Origin of the sequence: Microbacterium sp. 77mftsu3.1 (genome assembly GCF_900100525.1) — a bacterium.
GTDB classification, from domain to species: Bacteria; Actinomycetota; Actinomycetes; order Actinomycetales; family Microbacteriaceae; genus Microbacterium; species Microbacterium aquilitoris.
In genome coordinates this window covers 22,640-44,513 of the sequence record NZ_FNCR01000006.1, presented here as the reverse complement: position 1 = coordinate 44,513, position 21,874 = coordinate 22,640, and the positions used below count along the sequence as shown (strand labels likewise).

At 66.6% G+C, this 21,874-nt stretch carries 27 protein-coding genes; 7 read left to right on the top strand and 20 right to left on the bottom strand.

Features of this window, described 5'->3' with window-relative positions; all coding sequences use genetic code 11:
• Nucleotides 1-4 precede the first annotated feature (4 nt).
• The 6 genes from BLR68_RS14960 to BLR68_RS14935 all read right to left on the bottom strand — a co-directional run bounded on the left by BLR68_RS14960 (nucleotide 5) and on the right by BLR68_RS14935 (nucleotide 6,983).
• The gene (locus BLR68_RS14960; protein WP_143015785.1) at nucleotides 5-2,122 is read right to left on the bottom strand and encodes a DEAD/DEAH box helicase; all 2,118 of its coding nucleotides are present in this window, start codon (nucleotides 2,120-2,122) and stop codon (nucleotides 5-7) included.
• 38 nt (nucleotides 2,123-2,160) lie between these two features.
• Nucleotides 2,161-3,435, bottom strand: coding sequence for a Fic family protein (locus tag BLR68_RS14955; RefSeq protein WP_018185864.1), 1,275 nt, complete (start codon nucleotides 3,433-3,435; stop codon nucleotides 2,161-2,163).
• Nucleotides 3,436-3,522: 87 nt separating this feature from the next.
• Complete coding sequence (locus tag BLR68_RS14950; RefSeq protein ID WP_018185863.1) at nucleotides 3,523-4,830, bottom strand: LPD29 domain-containing protein; 1,308 nt, start codon at nucleotides 4,828-4,830, stop codon at nucleotides 3,523-3,525.
• A gap of 1 nt (nucleotide 4,831) precedes the next feature.
• Nucleotides 4,832-5,731, bottom strand: a complete 900-nt coding sequence (locus BLR68_RS14945; protein WP_040570475.1) for a hypothetical protein — start codon at nucleotides 5,729-5,731, stop codon at nucleotides 4,832-4,834.
• A gap of 30 nt (nucleotides 5,732-5,761) precedes the next feature.
• Complete coding sequence (locus tag BLR68_RS14940) at nucleotides 5,762-6,598, bottom strand: hypothetical protein (RefSeq protein WP_018185861.1); 837 nt, start codon at nucleotides 6,596-6,598, stop codon at nucleotides 5,762-5,764.
• Nucleotides 6,599-6,617: 19 nt separating this feature from the next.
• Nucleotides 6,618-6,983, bottom strand: coding sequence for a hypothetical protein (locus BLR68_RS14935; RefSeq protein WP_018185860.1), 366 nt, complete (start codon nucleotides 6,981-6,983; stop codon nucleotides 6,618-6,620).
• Between the two features lie 32 nt (nucleotides 6,984-7,015).
• On the opposite strand from BLR68_RS14935, the gene BLR68_RS14930 reads away from it, so the two are divergent.
• Nucleotides 7,016-7,303, top strand: a complete 288-nt coding sequence (locus BLR68_RS14930; RefSeq protein WP_018185859.1) for a DUF4031 domain-containing protein — start codon at nucleotides 7,016-7,018, stop codon at nucleotides 7,301-7,303.
• 8 nt (nucleotides 7,304-7,311) lie between these two features.
• On the opposite strand, the gene BLR68_RS14925 is transcribed toward BLR68_RS14930, so the two are convergent.
• Both BLR68_RS14925 and BLR68_RS14920 read right to left on the bottom strand, forming a co-directional pair.
• The gene (locus BLR68_RS14925; RefSeq protein ID WP_018185858.1) at nucleotides 7,312-8,523 is read right to left on the bottom strand and encodes a type II toxin-antitoxin system HipA family toxin; all 1,212 of its coding nucleotides are present in this window, start codon (nucleotides 8,521-8,523) and stop codon (nucleotides 7,312-7,314) included.
• Nucleotides 8,513-8,851, bottom strand: coding sequence for a helix-turn-helix domain-containing protein (locus BLR68_RS14920; RefSeq protein WP_018185857.1), 339 nt, complete (start codon nucleotides 8,849-8,851; stop codon nucleotides 8,513-8,515). Before BLR68_RS14920 ends, BLR68_RS14925 begins: the two co-directional genes overlap by 11 nt.
• 87 nt (nucleotides 8,852-8,938) lie before the next feature.
• On the opposite strand from BLR68_RS14920, the gene BLR68_RS14915 reads away from it, so the two are divergent.
• Nucleotides 8,939-9,211 carry a hypothetical protein gene (locus BLR68_RS14915; protein ID WP_018185856.1) on the top strand — a complete coding sequence of 91 codons (273 nt, stop codon included), beginning with the start codon at nucleotides 8,939-8,941 and terminating at the stop codon, nucleotides 9,209-9,211.
• Nucleotides 9,208-11,811: a hypothetical protein gene (locus BLR68_RS14910; protein WP_018185855.1), complete on the top strand. Its 2,604-nt coding sequence runs from the start codon at nucleotides 9,208-9,210 to the stop codon at nucleotides 11,809-11,811. Before BLR68_RS14915 ends, BLR68_RS14910 begins: the two co-directional genes overlap by 4 nt.
• 3 nt (nucleotides 11,812-11,814) lie before the next feature.
• Here the strand turns inward: BLR68_RS14910 and BLR68_RS14905 are convergent, their stop codons facing one another.
• From BLR68_RS14905 to BLR68_RS14860, 10 genes are read right to left on the bottom strand one after another with little or no spacing between them, the layout of a single operon-like run.
• Nucleotides 11,815-12,243: a hypothetical protein gene (locus BLR68_RS14905; RefSeq protein ID WP_018185854.1), complete on the bottom strand. Its 429-nt coding sequence runs from the start codon at nucleotides 12,241-12,243 to the stop codon at nucleotides 11,815-11,817.
• Between the two features lie 34 nt (nucleotides 12,244-12,277).
• On the bottom strand, nucleotides 12,278-12,583 hold the full coding sequence (locus BLR68_RS14900; protein ID WP_018185853.1) for a hypothetical protein: 306 nt from the start codon (nucleotides 12,581-12,583) through the stop codon (nucleotides 12,278-12,280).
• 48 nt (nucleotides 12,584-12,631) lie between these two features.
• A complete protein-coding gene (locus BLR68_RS14895; RefSeq protein ID WP_018185852.1) occupies nucleotides 12,632-12,895 on the bottom strand; it encodes a hypothetical protein in 264 nt (87 codons plus the stop codon).
• A complete protein-coding gene (locus BLR68_RS14890; protein WP_018185851.1) occupies nucleotides 12,889-13,632 on the bottom strand; it encodes an HNH endonuclease family protein in 744 nt (247 codons plus the stop codon). The genes BLR68_RS14895 and BLR68_RS14890 overlap by 7 nt, the downstream gene beginning before the upstream one ends.
• A 49-nt stretch (nucleotides 13,633-13,681) precedes the next feature.
• Nucleotides 13,682-14,110 carry a hypothetical protein gene (locus BLR68_RS14885; protein ID WP_018185850.1) on the bottom strand — a complete coding sequence of 143 codons (429 nt, stop codon included), beginning with the start codon at nucleotides 14,108-14,110 and terminating at the stop codon, nucleotides 13,682-13,684.
• Nucleotides 14,111-14,135: 25 nt separating this feature from the next.
• Entirely contained in the window at nucleotides 14,136-14,912 is a 777-nt protein-coding gene (locus BLR68_RS14880) for a hypothetical protein (RefSeq protein WP_018185849.1), read from the bottom strand.
• Nucleotides 14,913-14,931: 19 nt separating this feature from the next.
• On the bottom strand, nucleotides 14,932-15,699 hold the full coding sequence (locus BLR68_RS14875) for a hypothetical protein (protein WP_018185848.1): 768 nt from the start codon (nucleotides 15,697-15,699) through the stop codon (nucleotides 14,932-14,934).
• A gap of 11 nt (nucleotides 15,700-15,710) precedes the next feature.
• The gene (locus BLR68_RS14870; protein ID WP_018185847.1) at nucleotides 15,711-17,450 is read right to left on the bottom strand and encodes a M23 family metallopeptidase; all 1,740 of its coding nucleotides are present in this window, start codon (nucleotides 17,448-17,450) and stop codon (nucleotides 15,711-15,713) included.
• Nucleotides 17,451-17,481: 31 nt separating this feature from the next.
• Nucleotides 17,482-17,787: a hypothetical protein gene (locus BLR68_RS14865; protein ID WP_143015784.1), complete on the bottom strand. Its 306-nt coding sequence runs from the start codon at nucleotides 17,785-17,787 to the stop codon at nucleotides 17,482-17,484.
• 34 nt (nucleotides 17,788-17,821) lie between these two features.
• Nucleotides 17,822-18,655 carry a hypothetical protein gene (locus BLR68_RS14860; RefSeq protein ID WP_018185845.1) on the bottom strand — a complete coding sequence of 278 codons (834 nt, stop codon included), beginning with the start codon at nucleotides 18,653-18,655 and terminating at the stop codon, nucleotides 17,822-17,824.
• 456 nt (nucleotides 18,656-19,111) lie between these two features.
• Between BLR68_RS14860 and BLR68_RS14855 the strand changes: the two genes are divergently transcribed.
• The 4 genes from BLR68_RS14855 (at nucleotide 19,112) to BLR68_RS14845 (ending at nucleotide 21,058) form a co-directional block, all read left to right on the top strand.
• On the top strand, nucleotides 19,112-19,423 hold the full coding sequence (locus BLR68_RS14855; RefSeq protein WP_018185844.1) for a hypothetical protein: 312 nt from the start codon (nucleotides 19,112-19,114) through the stop codon (nucleotides 19,421-19,423).
• A gap of 102 nt (nucleotides 19,424-19,525) precedes the next feature.
• Nucleotides 19,526-19,627: a pentapeptide repeat-containing protein gene (locus tag BLR68_RS18295; protein WP_143015783.1), complete on the top strand. Its 102-nt coding sequence runs from the start codon at nucleotides 19,526-19,528 to the stop codon at nucleotides 19,625-19,627.
• 259 nt (nucleotides 19,628-19,886) lie between these two features.
• On the top strand, nucleotides 19,887-20,594 hold the full coding sequence (locus tag BLR68_RS14850) for a ParA family protein (RefSeq protein ID WP_018185843.1): 708 nt from the start codon (nucleotides 19,887-19,889) through the stop codon (nucleotides 20,592-20,594).
• Nucleotides 20,594-21,058 (top strand): hypothetical protein, encoded by a 465-nt coding sequence (locus tag BLR68_RS14845; RefSeq protein ID WP_018185842.1) that lies wholly within the window; start codon nucleotides 20,594-20,596, stop codon nucleotides 21,056-21,058. The genes BLR68_RS14850 and BLR68_RS14845 overlap by 1 nt, the downstream gene beginning before the upstream one ends.
• Nucleotides 21,059-21,107: 49 nt before the next feature.
• On the opposite strand, the gene BLR68_RS14840 is transcribed toward BLR68_RS14845, so the two are convergent.
• Together BLR68_RS14840 and BLR68_RS14835 are read right to left on the bottom strand one after the other, a co-directional pair.
• Complete coding sequence (locus BLR68_RS14840; protein ID WP_143015782.1) at nucleotides 21,108-21,431, bottom strand: hypothetical protein; 324 nt, start codon at nucleotides 21,429-21,431, stop codon at nucleotides 21,108-21,110.
• A 10-nt stretch (nucleotides 21,432-21,441) separates the two neighbouring features.
• Entirely contained in the window at nucleotides 21,442-21,738 is a 297-nt protein-coding gene (locus tag BLR68_RS14835; RefSeq protein WP_143015781.1) for a hypothetical protein, read from the bottom strand.
• Between the last annotated feature and the right edge of the window lie 136 nt (nucleotides 21,739-21,874).

The following is a 21,874-nucleotide window of genomic DNA, read 5'->3' as shown; positions in this document are numbered from 1 at the left end:
GCGACTATGCGGCGGGTAGGGCGATTGCGAGCTGCTTGCGCGCCTCGATGACCAGGCCCTTCATGACCTCTCCCAGGTTCATGAGGTCACGGTCCATGTTCTGTCCGACTGCGACGGAGTTGGAGTCGTCACCGAGGATCACTTCGAGGGTCTCCCCCTTCTTGGCGAGAGTTCCCTGGATGTGCTCGTCGAGGGTGCCGAGGGCGAGGAGGATCTCCGCGTGGACGTCCTTGGTCTGCCCGATGCGGTGCTGACGGTCCATGGCCTGCAGCATGAGCGCGGGCGTCCAGTCGCTCTCGACGAAGATGGCGTTCGAGCCGCGGGTGAGGGTGATGCCGACGCCGGCGGCGGTGATGGAGCAGATGAGGACGGGGATGGTCCCGGCCTGGAAACCGTCCACGAGACGGTCGCGTTCGTTGGCGGAGATACCGCCTGCGATGACACCGGTGGCGACGTTCGCTTTGATGGCGGTCTCGTGTAGGGCAGCGATGACTTCCTTGTGGTGGGCCCAGACGAGCACGGGCTCATCGGGGTTGCCCTTGACCCATTCGGTGACCATCTCAATGGCGACGGGGACCTTCGTCATGCCCGCAGCGCTTCGCAGCTTGCTGGCGTAGCGGAGGTTGTCCTGCTCGAACTCCTCGATTTCCGCTTCGTTCGGCCAGCGTCCTTCCTGCTGGCGGAACGCCTGGAACCACTCGACGATCTCCTCCACGACCTCCCGGTGGGTGCGCCGGTAGTCCTTGAGGTCGACGTCGAGCTCGACGGAGGTGATGTGCTTCTCGGGGAGGAACGGGAGGACGTCCTTCTTCGTCCGCCGCATCCAGACGTGCTGGTTGAGCTTGCGGTGAAGGTCGGGGAGGGCTGCCTTCTTCGGGTGGAACGCTCCGAACCGGTCGCGGCGGCAGTACGTCTCGAGGAAGGGTCCAGCGCCGCCGAAGACGGGGCCGAGGTGGCCGGTGAACTCGAGGATGGGGACGAGCTCGTGGGGGCCAGCGAGAACGGGGGTGCCGGTGATGGCGATGCGGACCGCGTGTGGGGACAGCGCCACCATGTCGAGGACCGACTCGGAACGCTTTGACCCCATCGTCTTCGCGCGGTGCGCTTCGTCGTACGCGACGACGACGTTGGCTTTCGTGTTCATCCAGATCGCGAGGTGGTGGATCAGGTGGGGGCGGGCGGCGAGGGTGGAGTCGGCGATGATGACGACCTTCGCGTCCGTCAGGACCGGTTCCTTCCGGCCCGTCTTGAACGTCGCGATCTCATCCGCGCGGAAGATGCCGGACTTCTCGACCTCGCGCGCCCAGTTCGTCGTGACGACCGGCGGGCAGATGATGAGGAGCGCGTCGGAGCGGAGCGCCGCGGTGGCCGCGAGGCTCTGGAAGGTCTTGCCCACGCCGGGGCTGTCGGCGAGGAGGCGGTGTCCGCCGGCGACGCCGTACGCACCGACGATCTGGTACGGGAACAGGTCCACGCCGAACTTCCCGACGGGACCGCCGAGGTGGGCTTGGATGGCCTTGATGTGGGTGGCGACCGCTCGGGGTTCGAGCGCGTTGGCGAGGGCGGCGACGTGCGGGCCGAGCTCGGGTGAGAGCAGGGGACTGTTGGCGTGAACCTCGATGGAGCGTTCGATCGCTCGGGGGTCCCAGATGATGCCGGGGCGCGGCGAGGCGCCCTTCACGACATCGACGACCGACATCTTGAGGAGCTCGGTCTTCTTGTCCCAGACGCCGGCGTTGTCGATGAGCTTCTGGGTGCCCTCGTACCCGCAGAAGCGGGTGCGGATGAGGACGGTTCGCTCGTTCTTGGCGAGCAGGGTCATCGGGACGTACAGCTCTTCGAGACGCTGGATACCCGCGAGGTCGCCCTCGGTGGGGAGGATGAGCTCGAACCCGGCGGCGGCGAGCACCCGGTCGGGGTTCTGACCGAGGGAGGTGACCTCCCACGCGCTGACGTCAGGGTTCCACCGGCGGCCAGGGAGCCCCTTCGCCCAGGAGACGAGGTCCTGCCCGTTCTGGGCGTGCTTCATTCCGAAGCCGAACCGCATGATGAGTTTCGGCTGCCGGATGGTTCCGACGAGCTCGGCGGTGCCGACGTAGGTCATCAGGGCAGCAGTGGTCACCCTGTGTCTATGCGCGGTGGCCGCCCTGCGGCGTGACGCTAGTTGAGCTTGGCCCGCTTCCCGGCGCGCGCGGCGAACCGGTCGAGGGCTTCGAGGGTGTCGTCGGCTCGGTAGAGCGGTCCGGAGCCGAACCCGTGCTCGGCCTTCTTGCGGAGGACGCCGGCTTCGAGGAGTCGGTTCAGTGCGGGGTGGATGTTCGGGGGTTGGACACCGAGCTCGGCAGCGGCGGCAGAGGAGGTGAGAACGGGTCGGCGGGCGAGGACGTCCAGGAGTCGCCACACGTTGCTGTCGCTGCGCGCGGTGACCTTGCTCTTCCACCCGGCGACGACGTCGTCGATGTCCCGCACGAGGAGGCGGCTGTTGTCGACGGCGCGGATGGATGCTGTCGCGAACGTGCGAACGAGCGGGCTGAGCTCCCCCTGACGGTACGCGTCGAGGGCGCCGTGGTAGTCGTCGAGGTCGGCGAGGATCCCGGCGGAGACGGGGATGACGATGCCTCGGGTGATGCCGGCGTGCCGGAGCTGCGCCTGGGCGATCGCGCGGCCGGTGCGGCCGTTGCCGTCGGAGAACGGGTGGATGCTCTCGAACTGGCCGTGGGTGATCACCACCTGGGTGAAGGAGGGGACGTCTCGGCGGGCGGTGAAGCTGGTGAGGTCGCCCATCAGCTCCTGGATGCGGGAGTGGTGCGGTGCAACGTAGTGCGCCTCCACGGGTGTGCTCCCTCCGATCCACACGGGCTCGTCGCGATACACCCCCGGGGTGTGCTGCGGCTCGCCGGCCATGAGCACCGCGTGGAGCCTGAGGATGGTGTCCGAGCTGAGATCATCCGTATGGCGGAGTGCCTCGGTCATCGCGTTCGTGTTGGAGACGATCCGGGACGCGTTGCTCCCCTCGCGGCCAGCACCGAGCTCGGCGGTGAAGATGGCGCGTGCGCTTGCGGTGAGCCGTTCTACCTGCGAGGAGGAGGCTGACTCTGAGCGAAGGAAGACGGGAGCGAACTGTTCGACGCGCTCCCCCATCTCGGCGTCGAAGCGCGCGAGCTCCTGGGTTGCTTCCGCGGCGGCGGCCGCGGCGTCCGGCTCAACGGTGACGGCGAGGTCAGCGATCGCGGGTGGGACTGCGGCGTAGTAGGTCCCGCGGGGCGCCCGATCGCGGGTGGCCGCCGGGCCGTGGGTGGCGAGGATGGAGGTCCACGGGTGCGGTTCCCACTCGAAGGGTGGAAGCTCAGCGCTTCCAAGGGGGACCTCAGGGTCGCTGTTGCGGTAGGCGGCGTACGTGCCGTCGTCGTGCCGTGGCTGCCGCGTCGAACTCATAACCAGCTACCCCCTTCCTTATGGACTAAGACCGTAGCCCATAATCCGACGTGTGTCGTCCTATGGGCTACGGCCTATGCGGTCAGGTCACTTCGCGCGTGCCGCCCACTTTCCGTTCGCGACGAGGGTCGAGGCGATGCGGGTGAGGTCGTTGGCGTAGGTGGCGTAGCCGTTCCGGTGGATGGTGACGTGCCCGTGCTCGTTCCGGCCGCCGTTCTCGACGGTGGCGAACCGGTACAGGCCCTGCGGGATTTCTCGCGGGGTGGACCGGTCGTTCGGGTCGAAGTCGATGCCCTCGTCCTTGAACGCCTTGATGAGCAGGGCGTTCGCCTCGTTCACGGTGTCGTCGGAGAACTCCCGCTGGCAGAACACGTAGTCCGGTCCGTAGCTGACGCTGACGGGGACGCTGTCCTCGTCGAACTCGGCGGACGAGACGTAGCTCTTGAGGTCGATCATCCCGTCAAACGTCGCGCCGGCGTACGACTTTGCGATCGACTCAACCTGATCCAGCGGCGGGCCGTCCACGTAGTCGATGTGCGTGGATGCGCCGCCTGCGTACTTGTCGCCACGAACGGAGAACTTCTGCGTCCCGAAGTGCTCCTTGAAGTCCTTCCGGATGAGCGCGTTGGTCTCCTTCAGCGGGACGTGCTGGGTCCGGCGAAGCTTACGGATCTGCTGCGCGGCGCGCAGCCGGTCCTCTTCCTGCGCCTCAGCCCACACGTCGTCGGTGAGCTCTCCGAGGTGCGCGATCTGGCTTTCGCGATTTTCCCGCTCGCGCTCGTCGCGCTCGTCGCGTGAGCGCTTGACCTCGGCAGCGAGAGACTCATCGAGCGTGCCTGCCTTCTGCTCGTTCTTCACGTGGGCGAAGAGGTAGTCCAGGGACTCCTGGTGGTACATGAACGGCTCGTCGCCGCGTGCGGCGATGATGGCGCGGACAGCCTCGTCGGCTTCGAGGCCGGCGGCCGTCGTCACGACGGGGAAGACGGGTCCGGGCTCATCTTCGGGGAGCTGACGCGCCTTCCACTCTTCGTGAGTCCGACGCTCGATCTGCTTGCGCTCGATGCCGTCGTAGATCTCCCCCACGGTCTTTTCGGGGATGGTGTCCGCGTCGAGGCCCGCGCGGCGGATGAGGTCGTGGAAGGTGGCCTTCCGCTCCTCCGCGGCGCGCTCTTCGGGAGTGCCGGTGTAGGTGTCGGTCGTTTCAGCGGCGAGGGCGGTGACGGCGTCCTTCTCCTCCTGAGTGACCCCTTCCATCTCGTCCAGTTCGTCGACGATCTGGGCGATGGTGAGGGTCATCTCCGGCTCGGAGTGGACCTGCTCGCCGAACTCGCCGTTGGTGCGGCGGGCTTCCTCGCGGCGGGCGGCGAAGCGTGCGGTGGCGTCGATGAGTGCCATGTCAGGCCTCCTTCGTGGTGAGGGCGGCCTTGGCCTGCTTGCGGAGCTCGGCGGCGAGCTTGGTGGAGTCGATGCCGCTGACCTTCTCGACGCCGGCGGGAGCGGTGCTCTGGTGGAGCTCGAAGTAGTCGCGGCGGCCTTCGATGGCGGTGATGTTCAGGTCGTCGGTGTTGCGGATGTCGCTGGCGGCCTGGTCGATGCTGTCCCAGTCGATGTCCCGGTCCCACGCCTCCTCGTCGTCCAACTCGGTCCCGTCGGCGAGGATGACGGTCTCGGCGCTCAGGTAGTCCGGCCCGCCCTGGTCACCCCAGGTCAGGACGAGGCGAGAGCCTTCCGGGAGGAGGCGGCGGATGGCGGTGATGGCACCGGCCTGGGACTGGGCTGCGAGCTCACGTCGCTCGTCGACGAGGAGGTCGATGCCTGCGCGAGTGGTGGCCGCGGCTTCGTCTGCAGCCTCGGCGGTGGTCTCCTCGGTCCGGGTCCACTCGAAGGTGTCGCCGTCGGCGCCGGTGAGCACCTCGTGGATGCGTCGGTTGTCGTCGGGGTGCCCGAGGTAGCTGATGACGTCGTCGACGTCAGACCAGCGGTCGTAGTCCTCTTCGGTGTCGATCTCCGCACCGTCCGCGTCGAAGGCTCGGCTGACAGTGAGGTAGTCGCCCTGGTCGCTCGGCTCGAAAACGACCCGGTGGGCTCCGGCGGGCATCCCGTGCAGGAGGAAGTCGGCAACCTCCTCGTGGAGGCGCTCCGTGTTCTGCCAGTACGCCTCATTGGCGGTGTTCAGCTCGTCGCGGAAGTTGAGTTCCGCTTCGGGGGCGGTGTGGGCCTGAACGCCGAATCGTCCGGTCGTGGTCTCGCGGTGGGTCTCGCGTGCGGCTTCGGCCGCGGGGTTCATGTCCGTCATGCCAGCCATGTACGAGGCGCGCCCGCAGACTCAGCGGGTCGCGGGAGGGAGTTCCCAGAAGCCCCCGTAGCTGTCGGTTTCGACGAAGTCGGGGTGCTCGGATCCGCGGATGTTGGAGGCCGCGCATTCGATGGTCTCCCAGTCCACCCCGAGGTCTTCGGCATCGGCGGCGCCCACTCGGGTGCCGTCCTCGAAGCGCAGGCCGATGGGGTTCAGCCAGCGGCCGCCCTGGTCGGTCTCCTCGAACAGGACGGTCGTGCCCTGGATGGTGGTCGCGCGGAGGGTGGCCACGAGCTCGGTGGGGCTCTGGTCGTCGATGGACTTCACTGCGGGCGCGGCCGCTTCGGCCTGGCGTTCGACCCACGCGTCGACCTCGCCGTTGTCGTTGGAGTAGACGCCGTCGAGCGCGAGGTCGCGGTACGTCTTCGTGGTGCCCGCGACGATGATGTCCATGTCGGAGTTGTAGTCGCGGTGGCCGGGGTCGGTGATGAGCGCTTCGCGGTGCAGGCGTTCCGCGTTCGTCTCGGCCTTGACGGCGTAGGTGCCGGCGGCGATGCCTGCAGCGTTGACCTCGAGGTTCCACCGGCCGGGACCGTAGCCGACAGTCGTGCTCTTGTAGTCGGGGTGGCCGGGACCTTCAGCCTCACGCTGGACGATGACGGCGTACTCCTGGCCGTCGAGGGTGACGAGTGCACTCGCGCCGGGGCGGAGCTCGGACATGATCTGCCGCGCTTCGAGAAGTGTCGGGGGTCCTGACGGGGCGAGTGTGGCCTCAGGGGCGGTGTGGGTCTGCACTCCGAAACGGCCAGTCGCGCTCTCTCGGTGGTTCTCGCGGGCGGCCTCGGCCGCGGCGTTGATGTCGGTCATGCCTCGCATGTACGAGGCCTCACGCGAAGATGGCCCACCACGCCCGGCGGAAAATGCTCGGCTTCGGTCGACGCGTGGCGGCTTGCCCGCCGTCTTCGGGGTAGCCGTCGAGTCGGAAGGGATTCCACCGGCAGCGCGCCCAGGCGTCGCGGTGCCACTTCTGGTTGCTGACGACCCAGTTGTGCCGACGCTTGCGAATCCAGATGCTCAGGCGGGTGTACTCGCCGGGCGAGCAGCTGAACCCCTGGTCGCAGACCGCACAGCCACCGACACCGTAGTTCCTGTCGAGCGCGCGGTAGATGGCCGCGAGGATGAGACCCCCAACGACGAAGCTGACGGGAACGGCAACGACACCGAGCCAGAACGAACCCCATTCGACAGTCATGGTGCAGCTATGCGCGGGCGCATAGCCCCGGCATGACTGTCTACGTCGATGACGCCTTCATCTCCGCCTCCGTGCGCAACGGCGGCCGCGTGGTGACAAGCCGCTGGTGCCACATGGCCGCGGACACCCGCGAGGAGCTCGACGCGCTGGCCGCCCGCATCGGCCTGCGGCCCAGCTGGATTCAGCACGCGGGCACGTGGAAGGAGCACTATGACGTCACCGAACCTCGCCGTGTTGCCGCGATCGCCGCGGGTGCTCAGGCGATGGGCCGCTCGGAGATGGTCAGGTGGATGGCCGCCCGGGCGGGGATCGAGGACTGACCTTCGCGTCAGGCGTACCGGAGTGCCCGGTTCAGAATCTGACGTCCCCACAGGTAGGTCTTGTCGCGCTGGGTGAGCCGGGCCTCATCGGTGGATTCCTCCCAGTGCGTCTCGATGCCACTCGTGACCTCGTCGATGATTGCCGCCCCTTCCGCTGCGGAGAGGCCATAGTCCTCGGCGCGTTCAGCGAGGAGGACGTGCGAGGAGCGCTTCATCCCGTCTCGCCCGTAGGCGATGGACTGTGACGCGCTCTCCCCCTCTCGGCGCCCTGGCGCCAGGTCGTATGCAGGGGTGAGGGAGAGGTCCGTGCCGTCCCAGAAGGCTGCGTGGTTGCGTGCGTGGTCGTCGCTGTTGCTGATGGCCATGTTGAACGCGACCCGTCGGAACAGTCGCCGGCCGGCGGTGCGGTCACCGCTCTCCCGGAGGACGTCGTACAGGCCGGGGTAGGTGACGTAGTGCCCTGTCATTTCGTGTTCGCGCGCGAGGGTGAGTCCGCTCAGGACGTGTCGCCGCGTTCCGCCGCCGGGGCGGTCGAAGCGTTCGATGAGCAGGACGTCCTTGCCGTCGGCCGTTACGATCTTCCAGTCGGGGACGTCGATTCCGACGCGCCGCGCGAGGGCGAGCATCGCTGCCTCGGTGTTCACGTAGGCGAATAGACGGTCCGATGAGGAGGGGAACTTCGCCAGGTACTCCGTTCCGGACTCGTCGATGACCGTCGCCTTCGGGCGAGCACCACCGATGGACGAGCCGTGCACCAGTGCCGCTTCCAGTGCGGGAGTGAGGGTCTCCCCCGCTTCCAACGCTTCGGCGGCCCGGAGCAGGTCGGCCAGCGGGGCGTCATCCTGTCGCGGGGCGTAGACCCGGCGGTCTGCTTGGAAGTCGAGGGCGCCGAAGCGGTTGGAGCCGGAGCGCAGCATGTACTGGATGATGCTCAGGTCATCGTCCTCGCCCATACCCAGGCGGTGACGGATAACGCCCTGCCCCCACCCATCCGGGGCTCCGTCACGCAGCGCCCCGGCGACATCAAGCCCTGCATCCGGCTCCTGCAGCCCACGCCCCAGTGGGAGCTCCGGGCCCAGTGCGATCGCGTTGTCGCGCTCGAGGTAGCTCTGCGCGTACGCGAACCGGAGGGGTTTGCCGTCGCCTTCGACGTACCCCGCGACGACCGGGGTGGTCTTCCCCGGGAGCCAGGTCCACACGTACGCGCGCTCAGAAGTCATCGTCAACCTCCACGCGCGCGGGGTACACGCGGGAGGGAAGAAGGGCGAGCTTTTCCTCGCCGCGCCGACGCATGCGCGCCATTTCGGCCGCGTCCTCCACGCCGAACGGTGAGGTGCCCGTGAGTCGGAGCATCTCGAGAACGGTGGCGAAGGAGGTCCCGGGTGCTCCCTCTTCGACAGCGCGGACTGTTCGCGGTGACACGTCTGCGCGCGCGGCGAGTTCAGCGACTGTCCACTGGCGTTCGCGCCTGCCGGTTTCGACCAGCTGGCCGGTGACCCGGAGCGCGTCTGCCACCATCGGTGACGTGTTGGCGATGGTCTTCTTCACTGTTCCTCCATAAAGTGCATCTTGTGGGACGCTATGTGCACTTTATGCGCGGTACCAGACTTGGGCAAGACCGCGCATGGAGAGGTCATGAAGCACACGACCAGCCCGCTCGAGTACGCGCCGATGACCCTCGACGAGATCCAGGCACTCCCCGCCGGCACGATCCTTGCGATGACGTGGCCGCACAACGACGAGCCCGAACTGTTCCAGCGGGCAAGCTCCTGGCACTTCGCGGGCGAGAACTGGCTTGTCCTCACTGCCGCGCCGCGCGATTACGAGTACGAGCGCTGGACTGACGCCGCCGTCCACTCTGAGCACGCGCTGTACTCGGTCGTCTACCAGCCGGAGGCGACGTCGTGACCGAGCATGAGCAGACCCCCGAGGGCGCGATCGCGCGCGTCGGCGACCTGGCCGCGGCCGCTGCGGACCTCGCCGCCCAGCCCGGCACCGCTGTCGTCCCCTCCGGTACGGCGCAGGCCGAAGCCGTCAAGGCAGGCATGGTCGAGCAGCGTGCCGCACTCCTTCACCAGAAGCAGGCCGTGGAGGCCGCTGCCGCCGAGGCGAAAGCTCTCGTGGAGGCGAAGGTGAAGGAGATGCAGCGTCAGCTCCAGGATCAGCTCGCACTTCTCGAACCCGCGATGAAGCAGCTCGCCATCCTCAGCGACGGCGTCGACGCACTGAACATCTACCTCGGCCGAGACGAGGAGATCATCCCCCTCGTCGAGGGTGATCGCGCCCCCGAGGGGACCGTTATCACCGTCCGCCAGCTCGTCCTCGCCATGGACGAGGAGAGCCTGTTGATGACGGACCGTGACGGGATGGACTTCCATGACGTCGACAAGTTCGCCGACTGGATCTCTCGCGACCCCTCCCACCTTGACCAGCTCCTCCCTGAGCCCAAGGGGATCACCGCGGTCATCCCCCGCCGGGCCCGGAAGGACTACGGCGACCCGTGGACACAGCAGCAGGCCGACGCAGAAAATGGGCGCACCTTCTGGCTGATCAGGAACGGGCAGAACGCGTGGTTGACCACGACGCAGTTCACCGTCGGAAAGCACACGGTCCCGGAGCCGCGGGAGTTCACCGACCTGTTCATCGAGAAGGGCCGCTTCGGTGAGCCTGATCGCCCGCTCGTTCCCGGCTCCCCCGCCTGGGTGAAGGCTGAGGAGACCAGCGACCGACGCACCCGCCACTACATGAAGGTCGCCCTCCTCCTCCAGGGCCTCCTTGACCGGACCGCCATCCTCCACCCGCACGCGGGTGTCTCCTTCCTTGACCAGTCGCACTACGACCAGGGGCTCGTGAAGGTCATCCTCGACGGTGAGAACGCGCTCACCGACGGCCGGCTGCCGTTCCGCGAGTGGCGTCAGGAGCGCGTGAAAGCCATGCACGCCGGCATGCGCGTCATCGGGGCGTTTGCAACGAAGATGCGCCAGTTCTCCACCCGCGACGCTCCCGCCGACGTCCGCCCTCAGGGGGCAACGCCCGCCAACAACGTGCCCTACAACGTGCGCGCCAGCACCCGCGCGTACATCGACTGGGAGTTCGTTTTCGAGCGTCACGAGGAGATCTGGGACGAGGAGACCTGGACCCGTCGCCTGCCGAAGACGAAGGGCACCGGGTACCTCTCCAACAACGACAAGTGGTGGCTGCCGTTGGACACCATCACCGAGGACGAGATCCGCTACTACATGAACTCGCGGACCAACCGCCACGAGTACATCGACATGATTCCCGTCCTCCAGGTCGCCCTGGCCGTGAAGGTCGCCGAGCGCGAGGCCGAGGCACCCTTCCGCGCAGCACTCGTCGACGCACTCGGGCGCGAGGCCGGACTCGAGGGCACCGACGAGCTCGCCGGCGAACTCATCCACTGGTACAAGACCGCCAACCAGCACCACCGCGCGCTGACCGCTGACGACGCGAAGGCATCCCGCCTCATCCTGACCGAGGCTCGCCGTCGAGCACGGGGTGACTCGAAGGACGCCGACCAGGTCGCGAAGCTTCGCGGCCTGCACCCGGACGCCATGGTCATCGCGCGCCGTTCTGCTGACTTCGTCGTCGCTGTCCCTGAGCGCCGGGAGTACCCGGCGGAGGATGCGACCATCTTCGCTCGACTGCACTTCTACACCCCCGCCGGCAAGCACACCGAGACCCGCGAGTGGGTCGCGATCACCCGCGCGCAGACCGCCCGGTGGACTGTGCTTCACGAGACGGCGACCTGGGCGGGGTGGACGTTCAACCCCGACATGCAGCAGCACTACCGAGATGACGAGCTCACCGCGGTCGTCGACCATGTGCGGAACCTCCACGAGGATGCTTTCCTCATCCGGGTGGAACCGGCCACGAGCCTGCTCAGCGCCTACGGCGCCGTGTTCGCGTGGAACCAGGACGACGGCCTCCGGCGCGGGCGGTTCTACGTCTCTCGCGACAAGGGCGGTGTCGCGGTGAACTTCACCTACCGCACGCTGGTGGAAGAGACGTCCATCCGCAGCGAACCCTACTGGGAGACCAACTGGGGCGGAGAGCCGCACCCGGCGCACGACCTGTGGCGCAACCCCGACATTCTGACGAAGGCGTACGCACAGTGGGCTGACCAGAACGCTCGCGCGAAGCTCGCGAGGGACTCACGCGACCGCGCCATCAAGATCGCCAACCTGCTCGAAAGGGCCTGGGAGGTGCAGGCCGAGGAGCAGGTGAAGGCCCGTTTCGTCGAAGACTTCGGTGACATCTCCTTGTGGGAGGGTCACCGGAAGACGATCAAGCTCCCGACCTACCCGTTCCGGTGGCGGGATGCGGGCGACAAGGCGTTCCGTGAGGCACTCACCGAGCTGTACGTCGCCGAGCCCGACTTCGACGCCACCGGGATGACCGTCGCGGAGATCCTGGACGCCACTCAGACCGGGCACGCCGGGACGGACGAGACGCTGCTGCATCTCATCCCGGTCCCGCGGGAGGGCTGAGCGTCACCGGGCGGGCCACACGTCGATGACGTAGAGCTCCTCACCGTCGTCGAGGAACTCGTTGTGGTCCTCCCGAGCTCGCCTGTTCCATGCCGCCCGCACGGTGTACTCCCCCGGCGCCGGCAGCGTCCTCTCGATGGTGTCGTGGCCACCGCCGATGTTGATGGCGTGGAACTCTGTGCTCTGCAGGAACAGGGTCACCTGGTCGTGGTGTGGCCACTGCGCCTCGTCCAGTGGCGGCTCGGTGTCGTGCACGGTGAACCGGACGCCGATGTCACCGGTGTGGACGCCGGTATGAAGCCACACGCCCAGCGGCGGCCGCGCAGACAACACCGCATCGTGATCACCGAACGCGGGCCAATCGGGTGCGTCCACGTCTGCAAGGAGGATCGTGTGGTGGTCGGTCAGGAGGGGTTCGAACTCACCTGTCATGCCCTCATCATGGCGGCCTCCTCCCCCACCGGGCTCAGTGACGCTGGCGGGTCCTGCTGACAATCGTGTCGCGTTCGTGGGAGGTGAGAACAGTCTCGAACACAGTGTTCGCGCGGAGCCAGTTGCCCTCGTCGTCCTCGGCAGTCAGCATCCTGTGGAGCTGGCGAAGGTCGCCGGAGCGGCAGGTCCGCGCCCACCGGTCGACGGCGGCGTGGTCGCGGCCGCGGTACTTGCTCTCGAGGCGTTGCAGTCCGCGAGCGAGGACATAGACAGGTTCGGTGTTCAGAAGGTCGGCGATCGCCTGGTGCAGGGCAAGGGACATCGTGTCGCTATGGTTCATGACGCCGGGGAGCCTACGTGGCCTGCCCCTCCCCCACCAACCCGGAGGTCAGGCGGACCCGGCGTACGTGCCGCCCTTGAGCCGCCCGCCGATGTACCGGGTGGCTCGGTGCCGGTGAATCTCGATGCGGGAGACGATGCCGGCTGTCATATCGCCCGGCTCGCCGCGGAGCGTGTACTGGGTGGGGATGCCGAGGATGGTGGCCGCTGCGGTGAAGCACCCGTCAGGGGTGCGCTCGTCACCGTCGAAGAGGGAGATCTCCGTCGTGGACGCGCGGGAGATGTCGGCGAGCGTCTGCGTCATGGTCAGCATCCCGTCAGCGTGCGGTTCAGAGCTGCGGCGTCGGCCGGCTCGGCGTTCAGGTCGTACTTGTCGAGGATGTGCTGGTAGGCGGTTGCGTAGTCGCAGTCGTAGGCGGGGTTCCCGGCGTCGGAGGGCATCCAGGTGGCCGGCCCGTGGTCGCTCTTCTTGTTGTTGGCGGGGCCGTCGACGGCGAGAAGGTTCTCGGGGTCATTGGCCAAGGCGACGCGGGTGTCCTCGTCCCAGTTCCATGCACCGCCCTGCCAGGCAGCGCTGAGGCTGACGATGTGGTCGATCTGGACAGCCTGGGACGACTGCGCGCCGAAGGTGAAGCGGATGGTCTTGCCGGTGTAGGGGTCTGCGAGAGTTCCGGTGAGGACCTTGCACCCGTCGGCGGTGGTCACCTGGGTCAGGTCACGGGCGAGGATGTCGTCGCGGGCGCGGCAGCCGTTGCCGTCGGGGTCGGCCCATCCGCCGAACAGGTCGCGGTCGTAGGCGGGGATCTCCTCGGGGGTGGCCTCAGCGGGCTCCTCCGTCATGGTCGGCTCGGGGGTCTCGACCGTCTCGGTGGGCTCCGCGGGCGGGGTGAGGTCGGGAACGTACGTCGGCGACTGCGTCGAGGTGGTCGGCGCGGAGGCCGCGGTCGTGTCGTCCTTCTGCCCGAACAGGACGTTGAAGGCGACGATGACGAGGACGACGGCCACGACGATCGAGGTGAACGAGGTCTTCTTGCTGCTCTTGCGCTTCATGGTTCCTTCATGCGCGGTCCGGGGCCTCGCCTGAACCATCCTCACCGAGTCAGGACGCGGCTGCCGCCAGCTCCTTCGCCTTCTCGGCGTCGGGGTCCTTGGGGAGGGGTTCCTGGGTGGACTTCGCCTTGACGGGGATGCCTTCGCAGGCGAGCTTCATCGAGCACTTCTTCGGCGCGGTGCCTTGAGCCATGAACATGACGCGTCCGCAGGCAGGGCAGGCGACGATGGAGCGGAGGGTGCCGTCGTAGCCACCTCGGGTGAGGTAAGGGAGGATGCCACGGTGCTCCTCGAGGAGAGCCTGCTGCTCATCGGTGAGCTCCACACGCTCGAAGAGGGTCTCGTCAGCGACGACGCCGTTCCAGTTGTCCGTCTTCGCCGTGGTCATCAGGACGAGCGCGATCTGCGCGGCCTGCACGGGCCCGGGGGCGTTGGGGTTATGCCGGATGGTCTTCCGGGTCGGCACCTTCTTCGTCATACCCCCGTCTATGCGCGGTGTGCGCTTAGAACGAGTACCGGAAGGTCCACTCGTCATCGGGGTCTCGCCGGATGCCCGGGAATACCTCCAAGTCAAGGCGGGCGGTGACGTAGGTGTTCACTGCGTCCAGCAGTGCGGTCTCTTCGATCTCGTCCCCTTCGGGGCTCACGAGGGTCACGCGGCGGTTGTCGTCGCTGTCGACGTAGCGGAAGACGAGCTCATCCCACCCGAGGCGGGCGAGTGTCTCGTCGGCGATGGGCTTCACGAGTGCGCGGGAGTCGTCGAACTTCTGCCACGCGGATTGGGTCGCGGCGTCGAACTGCTGAGCCTTGAGGCCCTTGCCCTTGATCACCTCGAGGTCGAACACGAACTGGTCGAAGCCGTTCTTGACGCAGCTCATGTCGTAGAGCCGCTGGTGGTGGTTCCCGTAGCAGGCGAGCGCGTCCGCAGCGTCTTCGTACTCCTCGTTGACGTCCAGCCCATCGACCTCGACGACGTCGACGAACGAGTTGCCCTCTCCGTCGTAGGTCACGCTGACGACAGCCTGCTGCGCGTCGGGCCACTGCTCGCGGACAAGGTCACGGAAGCGCCGTTCGACGATGGGGATGAACGCCTGCAGGTCGGCCTCGGCCTCCGCGTGGGCTGCTTTCCACGCCTGCTCGGCCTCGGCTTCTGCCTGCTCTGCTGCGCTGGGGGTGAGGGCCGTGTCGGGTGCGGAGTGCTCGTGCCGCCCGAACTGTCCGTTGTCGGTGTTCCGGTGGGTTTCGCGAGTCTTGGCTGCGGCGGCGCTGATGTCGGTCATGTCAGTGATGTGCGCGGCGTCAGCGGAGGTTCGCGATCGTCGGGAAGCTCTCGGCCACCTTCGCGACCGTGCCGCCCTTCGCATCGTCGACGTAGACGTCCACGTACCCGCCGGCGACGTTGTTGGAGCCGGTGCCATCCACCTGCCGGTAGCTGGCGGTGACGTTCAAGCTGACCCGGTAGTGCAGCAGGCCGCTCTCACGTCCAACGAACAGTGCTCGGGTGGGGTTGTCCGGGGTGGAGGTGCCGGTGAGGGAGGACAGGCTCGTATCGCGGCGTTCGAAGACCGATGCCTGGGTGAGCACGTCGCCGGTGGCACCGGCGGCCGCGAGGCGCTTCGTTCGAGCTGCCTGCTTCTCGCTCATGTCAGTGGTGGCCCAGACCGTCACGAACGCGAGCGCACGGCTCCGGTACTTCTGTGCCGCAGCGTCGTCAGCGGGGTCGGTGGTGGTGTTTGCGTTGCCGGTGTCGTCGCAGGTGATGAACGGGTCGTTCTCGCAGTCGTCTTCGACGTGGTCGTGCGCGTCACCCTCCTCGTGTGCGTGCTCACCGTCCTGGTCGCCACCTGCTTCGCCTTCGTCCGCTCCCCCGGCCTCTGGGCTTTGGGCAGGGGCGGTCTCGGTGGGCGTGGGAGCCGGCTGGCCAGGTGCCCCGGGTTCGATCGTCACCACCGGTGTGGGGGTGGGTTCCTCTTCGGGCTGCGAGCTTGCGGAGAGGGCGAAGATTCCGGCGATGAGTGCCCCGATGACGCCGATGGCGGCAAGGATGAGCCAGGTGGTGCGTGTCATGGTGGTCCTGTTCAGGCGAAGGTGAGCTTGATGCCCATGTCGGCGAGGACGCGGGCGGGGTCGATTCGCTTGCCGTCCATGATGGTTTCGAGGTGGAGGTGGCAGCCGGTCGAACGTCCAGTGGAGCCGACCGCGCCGATCTGCTGCCCAGCGGGAACGACGTCGCCGAGGGCGACCTGGAACGCGCCGGGCGGCATGTGAGCGTAGCGGGTCATGAGCCCGCCGCCGTGGTCGATGACGATGTGCCATCCCCAGTCGTCACGGTAGTCGGCGTAAACGACCTCGCCTCCGGAGACGGCGTAGATGGGGGTGTCGCAGGCGGTGGCGAAGTCGATTCCGTTGTGCATCGTGTGCGCGAGTGCCGCGCTCTTGTACGTGTAGCCGTACCCAGCTGTTACGGGGTACTTCTCGCTGTCCCCAAGGGGGTGCCCGGCTTCACCAGCGAAGGTGAGAGATCCGTTGCAGAAGTTGATGCCGGACGAGAACTGCTGCACGAGAGCGGCGGCGAGGGTTTCGAATGCCTGGTACCGGTCGGGGTGGGCGGAGACTTCGACCTTCTGGGCGGCTTCGCCCTTGGTCATCGTCTCCCACCCTTCGATGTCGAATAGACCCCGGGGGCTTCCGCCGTTGGGACCTTCGGGGCCACCGAAGAATGCCTTCACCTGGTAGTCGATGTCCATGAGCTCGGCGGTTGTTCCCCACCCTTGGCGCATCTGCCAGAACCCGACGGAGTCATGGTCGCTGCCGACAGCATCGTGGGGGTAGTCGAGGGACTCGGGGACGCCGCTGTTGGCGTAGTTCTTGAAGCTGGACTCGGCCATCGCGGCCATGAGTGCGACCATGATGGCGTCGGTGGTGATGCCGGGGACGGACGCGGCGCTCTTGATGATCTTCTGGATGTTGCCGACCTGGATGTCGCTGAGGTTGTACTTCTTGCCGTCGCTGGTCTTGACGGTCTGCGCGCCAAGTACGGGCGCGTCGGTAGCTGCGGGCGTCGGCGCGTCCGCGGGAGCGATGGTCGGGGTGGCTGTCGGCGCCGGTGCGGGTTCCTCAGCGGAGTCGCGGCCGCTGGTGGTGCACTGGTCGACCTCTCCGAACGCCCATTTGAGGGCGATCATGTACACGCGTTCCGAGTCGGTGGCGTTCAGTCCGTAGTGCTCCAGCGCGGAGACGTAGTGCTTCTTCTCCTTCTCGGCGTCCTTCTTCTCGCTCTCTGTGGCACCTGCTGTCAGGCCCTTGCCGTCGGTGTAGACGCCGCCGACTCCGAGGGTGCGGACGTTTCCGGAATTGAGGGAGTCGGCGAGCTTCTTGGCGTCGATCTCGTCTTCGGGCTGAACGACGGTGAGTGCAAGGTAGACGGGCCATTGGATGCCGTAGCGCTTGGCGATGTTGACGGCACTGTTGACGTCTTCGCGCTCCTGTCCGGATGAGACGGCCGAGTCTGCGGAGCGGGCTGTGTCGCCGTAGTTCCCGGCGGCCTGGAACATGCTCATCCCTGCCACAAGAGCCAGGGGCAGGGTGAAGAGCGCGAGGAGGCAGAAGGCCAGGACGATGGCGATGACTCGGCGGCCGGCGGCGGTCTGCAGGAAGGCGACGGCTGCCCCCCGCGCGGCACCAGCCAGGCCACCTGTGGCGGCGCCCTTAGCTGCGCCCTTCGCGAGCGCGACGGTGGTGCCCTTGGCGCCTTCGGCGGTGGGGGTGGTCAGGGTCTTCTTGACGTTGACGGCACGGCGGAGGTTCTCAGGTGTCATCCCGGACACGGTCGCTCCCCTTTCGGCTCAGTCAGAACGGTGTCTTCTCCCATGCGCGAGGGTCCGCGGGGGTGTCGGTGAGGGCGGGGTCTGGCCGGTCGAAGACCATGTCCATCTCGGCGATGTCGCGATGGGCGCGGTCTTCTTCGAGCCACTCCGCGTAGGCGGCTTCCCGGTCCTCGGCGTTCTCGCCGTCGTGGAAGGCGTGGATGTCGAAGTCGGATCCGTCGCTGGTGTCTGCGAGGTAAGCGGCGAGGTCGACCTCAGGCACGGTGGCGGGGTGCGCCGTGAAGCGTCCCTGGGTGTCCCGGCGTGGCTCGCGTGATGTCGTGGTCATGACGATCATGTGCGCGGCCCGCCGGGACGATGGGTCACGCTGCTTGGAGCTCTGTCTCCAGCTGGTAGATCGCGCCTGCGTAGTCGCGAACGATGGACTCGAACGCGGCGACGACGCTCGGCCCGTACACCGTGGGGTCTCCCCCACCTCGGAGCTGCTCGGCTGCGTCGTGCAGCTGGTCGGGGGCGTCGCCGGGCTCGGCGGAGAGCATCGCTGCACCGAGGGTGGCATAGAGCGCGGCGGCTTCACGGTCTGCTTCGAGTGCCACCAGGAGACTGGCTGCGGTGTAGCCCCACTGGGCGGCCATGATCAGCGGGTAGAGGTCCTGGGCGGCGAGGAAGTTCTCGTGGTTGACGCCGAAGGTCACGTGGTCCCGCAGGTCGATGCTGTCCAGGCGCTCGTCGGGCAGGCCGGCCTGCCATGCCTGGATGGCTTCGAGGTCGTTGGGGTCTTCGGGGTTGATCCCGTAGAGGGCGAACACGTCCACCCATCCGGTCTCGGCGTCGTACAGCCCACTCGAGCTGACCTCGAGGGCGATTCGAAGCGCCCACTCCGCGTCCTGTTCGGGGCGGGGTTCAGCGTTCGGGGTCTCCTGGATGCGGATGCGGAGGGCGATGTCCTCGGGGAGCCAGAACAGCGGGTTCCACAGCGCGTGGGGGAAGACGTCATCGAATCGCTGGCCGCGGTTGTGGATGGGCAGCGGGATGGTGACGGGGTCTGCGACGACGAGGTCGGGATCGATGCCGGTCTCGGTGACGAACGTGTTGAAACGCTCTGCGGCGTCCAGGGCGTCACGGGTGACGAGCAGCTGCTCGCCCTCGTCGGTGAGGAAGTGGCGGCGGGGAAGCTCGGTGGCTACGGCGGTCATGGCGTGTGGGCTCCTAGGCGGTGGGACTGCTGTGCCCGTTACCCTGCGGCCAGTCCCCCTCACCTCGTCCGCCAAGGCCGTGCCAAGCACACTGCCAAGGTGAAAATGCGGGTTCCGACCTGGTCAGTGGCCATTTCTCATCGCGCTGCCAAGATGCCAGGCGCGGGAAAGGTATCCATAAGAGGAAAAAGGGGAGAAAAGAGGCCCCCTCTCACTACTACTTACTATTTTCCTTCCATGTAATACAACTACTACTTGGCAGCCTTGGCAGGGGGCCCCTCTGCCGCATGATTCCGCGGCTCGACACTGCCAAGGAGTGCTTGGCAGCCCTTGGCTTCCCTTGGTTCCGTGTTGGCAGTTTCACTCCGCCTGTGTGATTTCTGCCATTTCGATGCATCACCAGCTCGATGTGGCGCATGGAGGTATTGCCCCACTCCCCCGACCATCGGAGGCTTCATGTTCGCCGTCATCGCCACCGCCCTCGGCGCTTTAGCCGTCGCGGCGGTTTCAGTCGCCCACCACGCTGACCTCCGAACCTACGCCGACGACCCCGCCCTCCCGCGAGTATCGACCGCAACGGTGCTGAGCGCACTCGCGCTGTTCATGGCCGGGATCTTCGCGTTCGTTGATCCCGCAGCGTTCGACATCGCCGCGATCGCGGTGAGCATCGCCGCCATCGGCCCTCTTGCTGCGACCGCCGTCGTCACCATCCGTCTGCTCCGGATCCCCTCGTACGACTCCTGCGCGTCCACTGGCCCGAGCGCCTAGGCGGGCGCCAGGCGGCGGCGCGGCCCCTACATCCTCCCCCAGGCCACTCTGGCTTCGTTCGTTCGCTGATGCCCCCGCTGCGCGTCCGACAGCTCCCATAGCTTGCCACCAGCGCCGCCCACCTACGGCAGCCATTGCGACTTGGTAGGTTGTAACTTTGTAAGTTGTGACTTAGTAGGTTGCAACTTACAACGTTGGCAGTGACAAGGTTGGAACTGTCAACCTTGTCACTTGCTCAGTTGCAAACTTGCAAGGTTGTTAGTTCGTACTTTGACAGTTCAAAACTTGCAACGTTGTCACTGTCAAGGTTGGAACTGATAACGTTGCAACTAAGTAAGTACCAACTGGCAACCTTGGAACTGTGGACGTTGACAGTTACAAGGTTCAAACTGTCAAGGTTGTAAGTCGAGACACGCCGTTGTAGTTCCCGGTGGGGGAGCTGCACAAGGGATTGGATGCACTCATGCACATCGTGGCGATCGTCAACCAGAAGGGCGGCGTGGGTAAGACCACGACCACCATGAACCTCGCTGCTGTCATGGCCAAGCATGCTCGCGTGCTGATGGTCGACGTCGACCCGCAGCAGTCCGCAACCGAGTGGGCCGAGACGGCGGGGGAGAGGCTGCCATTCGACTTCGCCCCGAACATCAACCCTCAGAGTCTCAGCCGGCTCAAAGAACTCGGCGACGAGTACGACTACGTGTTCGTGGACACCCCCGGCAACCTCGAGACGGAGTCCATCCTCAAGGCTGTCCTCGAGGTGACCGACTTCGCTGTGCTGCCGCTGAACCCTGAGCCTCTGGTGACGAAGGCGCTCAAGCGCACCTACGAGCGCTACATCGAGCCCATGGGCATCGAGTACCGAGTGCTCCTCAGCAAGATCGACCGCCGCCGAGCTGGTCAGCTCGAGGACTGGCAGGTCGTCGTGGACACCGGCCTCAAGCTCGCCCGCTTCCAGGACAGCATCCGCCTGTACGCCGCCCACACCGACGCACCCATCGACGGGCGAGTCGTGACGCAGTACCCCGACACTCGACAGAACGCGAACGCCATCTTCGACTACATGATGGTCGCCAACGAGCTCCGTTCCATCCTCAACGGAGAGACCGCACGCGGCGGAAGCTTCAAGCCGCGCCAAGTCTCGCTTGAGCAGGCCGCGAAGGGGGCATGATGGCCCGCGCTGACATCGAATCGCTCCTGGGGAACATCAACACCCCGGACACAGCACCAAAGGCTTCTGAGGTCGCAGAGATTGCCCTGGGCACGGTGACCCCGATGCCGGCCCGCGAGGGGCAGGCGTCGAAGAAGCCGGCGGAGAAGCCGAAGCGGGGGAGTGGGGCTAAGAAGGCGGTGACACCGCAGCGCGCGGCCGCAAAACGCGAAGAGGCCGTGAACACAGACGACGTGCCGCTGTATCTGACCTTCGAGCGGAAGATCGTCCGGCTCCGGGCTGACCAGTACGAAGAGCTCATCGTGAACTCTCGCCGCCTCAACAAGGCGAAAGGGACCGGGGGAGTGCGCATCACCGAGAACACCCTGGCCCGTGTCGCCTTCGACCTGCTGATCAGTCGAATGGACGAGCTTCACGGAGCAACGGAAGAAGAACTGCGCAGATCGCTGGGCCTGCCGGGCTAAGTAGCTGCGCAACTTACTACTTACAAAGTTGCAAGTTACAAAGTAGTCGTCACCTGAGCGTGTCGACGAGCATGGCCCACCCCGCGATGAACAGCACGGGGAAGACGGCGAACAGGCCGATGGTCACCCAGCCGCGGGCTTTCCCGCGGACGCTGTAGCGCAGGGCGAGGATCGCCGGAACCCAACCGAAGAGCCAGAAGAAGCCGGCGCCGAGGTTGATGAACGGGGCGAGCGCCACGAGGTCGACGACGACGGCGTAGAGCAGTACCCACCACCGCGGGCTACCGTCCCTGCCGACGAAGAGGCTCTTGAACTCAGCGTCACTTCGCCGTTGCCGGGCTTCCATGGCGAGGTTGTGACTGTCCCTGTGCATCGACATCGTCTCAATAGCCGTTCAGGAGCGTGTTTATGCTCACCCAGATCGGGATGAGGCACGATGCGATGAGGAACAGCCAGCTGACACCGTCGCGCCACCTCTTCCCAGTTGAACCGTGCGAGCTCAGCCAGATCGTGATGAGGACAATGCCCATCGGCACGGCGAGGAAGAAGTTCGCCAAACCCAGGCCCGGGACGAAAGATCCCAGCAACATGAGTGTGGTGATGACGAGCGGCCACGCACGGCGATCGTTCGACCCCGTCGTAACCCAGTCACCTCGCTCCTCTGAATAGCGGCCAACCATGCTTCCCCCTTGGTACGGTTCCCCCCGTGAGCACCGTTTCGCCAGCATATCGGTGCGCTGTGACACGTCTCGACAGCGGGGGAGAGGTGGCTCCGGGCAGCCTGTCGGCATCCCGGAGCATGACGCCTCACTGGAC

What these genes read in the sequence shown, in the direction of transcription:
- BLR68_RS14870 (WP_018185847.1), bottom strand. Translation starts at nt 17,450, where the DNA reads ATGACACCTGAGAACCTCCGCCGTGCCGTCAACGTCAAGAAGACCCTG.
- BLR68_RS14860 (WP_018185845.1), bottom strand. Translation starts at nt 18,655, where the DNA reads ATGACCGCCGTAGCCACCGAGCTTCCCCGCCGCCACTTCCTCACCGAC.
- BLR68_RS14895 (WP_018185852.1), bottom strand. Translation starts at nt 12,895, where the DNA reads ATGCTGACCATGACGCAGACGCTCGCCGACATCTCCCGCGCGTCCACG.
- BLR68_RS14905 (WP_018185854.1), bottom strand. Translation starts at nt 12,243, where the DNA reads ATGACAGGTGAGTTCGAACCCCTCCTGACCGACCACCACACGATCCTC.
- BLR68_RS14915 (WP_018185856.1), top strand. Translation starts at nt 8,939, where the DNA reads ATGAAGCACACGACCAGCCCGCTCGAGTACGCGCCGATGACCCTCGAC.
- BLR68_RS14930 (WP_018185859.1), top strand. Translation starts at nt 7,016, where the DNA reads ATGACTGTCTACGTCGATGACGCCTTCATCTCCGCCTCCGTGCGCAAC.
- BLR68_RS14865 (WP_143015784.1), bottom strand. Translation starts at nt 17,787, where the DNA reads ATGACCACGACATCACGCGAGCCACGCCGGGACACCCAGGGACGCTTC.
- BLR68_RS14945 (WP_040570475.1), bottom strand. Translation starts at nt 5,731, where the DNA reads ATGACGGACATGAACCCCGCGGCCGAAGCCGCACGCGAGACCCACCGC.
- BLR68_RS14835 (WP_143015781.1), bottom strand. Translation starts at nt 21,738, where the DNA reads ATGGTTGGCCGCTATTCAGAGGAGCGAGGTGACTGGGTTACGACGGGG.
- BLR68_RS14850 (WP_018185843.1), top strand. Translation starts at nt 19,887, where the DNA reads ATGCACATCGTGGCGATCGTCAACCAGAAGGGCGGCGTGGGTAAGACC.
- BLR68_RS14955 (WP_018185864.1), bottom strand. Translation starts at nt 3,435, where the DNA reads ATGAGTTCGACGCGGCAGCCACGGCACGACGACGGCACGTACGCCGCC.
- BLR68_RS14885 (WP_018185850.1), bottom strand. Translation starts at nt 14,110, where the DNA reads ATGACGAAGAAGGTGCCGACCCGGAAGACCATCCGGCATAACCCCAAC.
- BLR68_RS14855 (WP_018185844.1), top strand. Translation starts at nt 19,112, where the DNA reads ATGTTCGCCGTCATCGCCACCGCCCTCGGCGCTTTAGCCGTCGCGGCG.
- BLR68_RS14890 (WP_018185851.1), bottom strand. Translation starts at nt 13,632, where the DNA reads ATGAAGCGCAAGAGCAGCAAGAAGACCTCGTTCACCTCGATCGTCGTG.
- BLR68_RS14840 (WP_143015782.1), bottom strand. Translation starts at nt 21,431, where the DNA reads ATGCACAGGGACAGTCACAACCTCGCCATGGAAGCCCGGCAACGGCGA.
- BLR68_RS14880 (WP_018185849.1), bottom strand. Translation starts at nt 14,912, where the DNA reads ATGACCGACATCAGCGCCGCCGCAGCCAAGACTCGCGAAACCCACCGG.
- BLR68_RS14845 (WP_018185842.1), top strand. Translation starts at nt 20,594, where the DNA reads ATGGCCCGCGCTGACATCGAATCGCTCCTGGGGAACATCAACACCCCG.
- BLR68_RS14875 (WP_018185848.1), bottom strand. Translation starts at nt 15,699, where the DNA reads ATGACACGCACCACCTGGCTCATCCTTGCCGCCATCGGCGTCATCGGG.
- BLR68_RS14925 (WP_018185858.1), bottom strand. Translation starts at nt 8,523, where the DNA reads ATGACTTCTGAGCGCGCGTACGTGTGGACCTGGCTCCCGGGGAAGACC.
- BLR68_RS14935 (WP_018185860.1), bottom strand. Translation starts at nt 6,983, where the DNA reads ATGACTGTCGAATGGGGTTCGTTCTGGCTCGGTGTCGTTGCCGTTCCC.
- BLR68_RS14940 (WP_018185861.1), bottom strand. Translation starts at nt 6,598, where the DNA reads ATGACCGACATCAACGCCGCGGCCGAGGCCGCCCGCGAGAACCACCGA.
- BLR68_RS14900 (WP_018185853.1), bottom strand. Translation starts at nt 12,583, where the DNA reads ATGAACCATAGCGACACGATGTCCCTTGCCCTGCACCAGGCGATCGCC.
- BLR68_RS14950 (WP_018185863.1), bottom strand. Translation starts at nt 4,830, where the DNA reads ATGGCACTCATCGACGCCACCGCACGCTTCGCCGCCCGCCGCGAGGAA.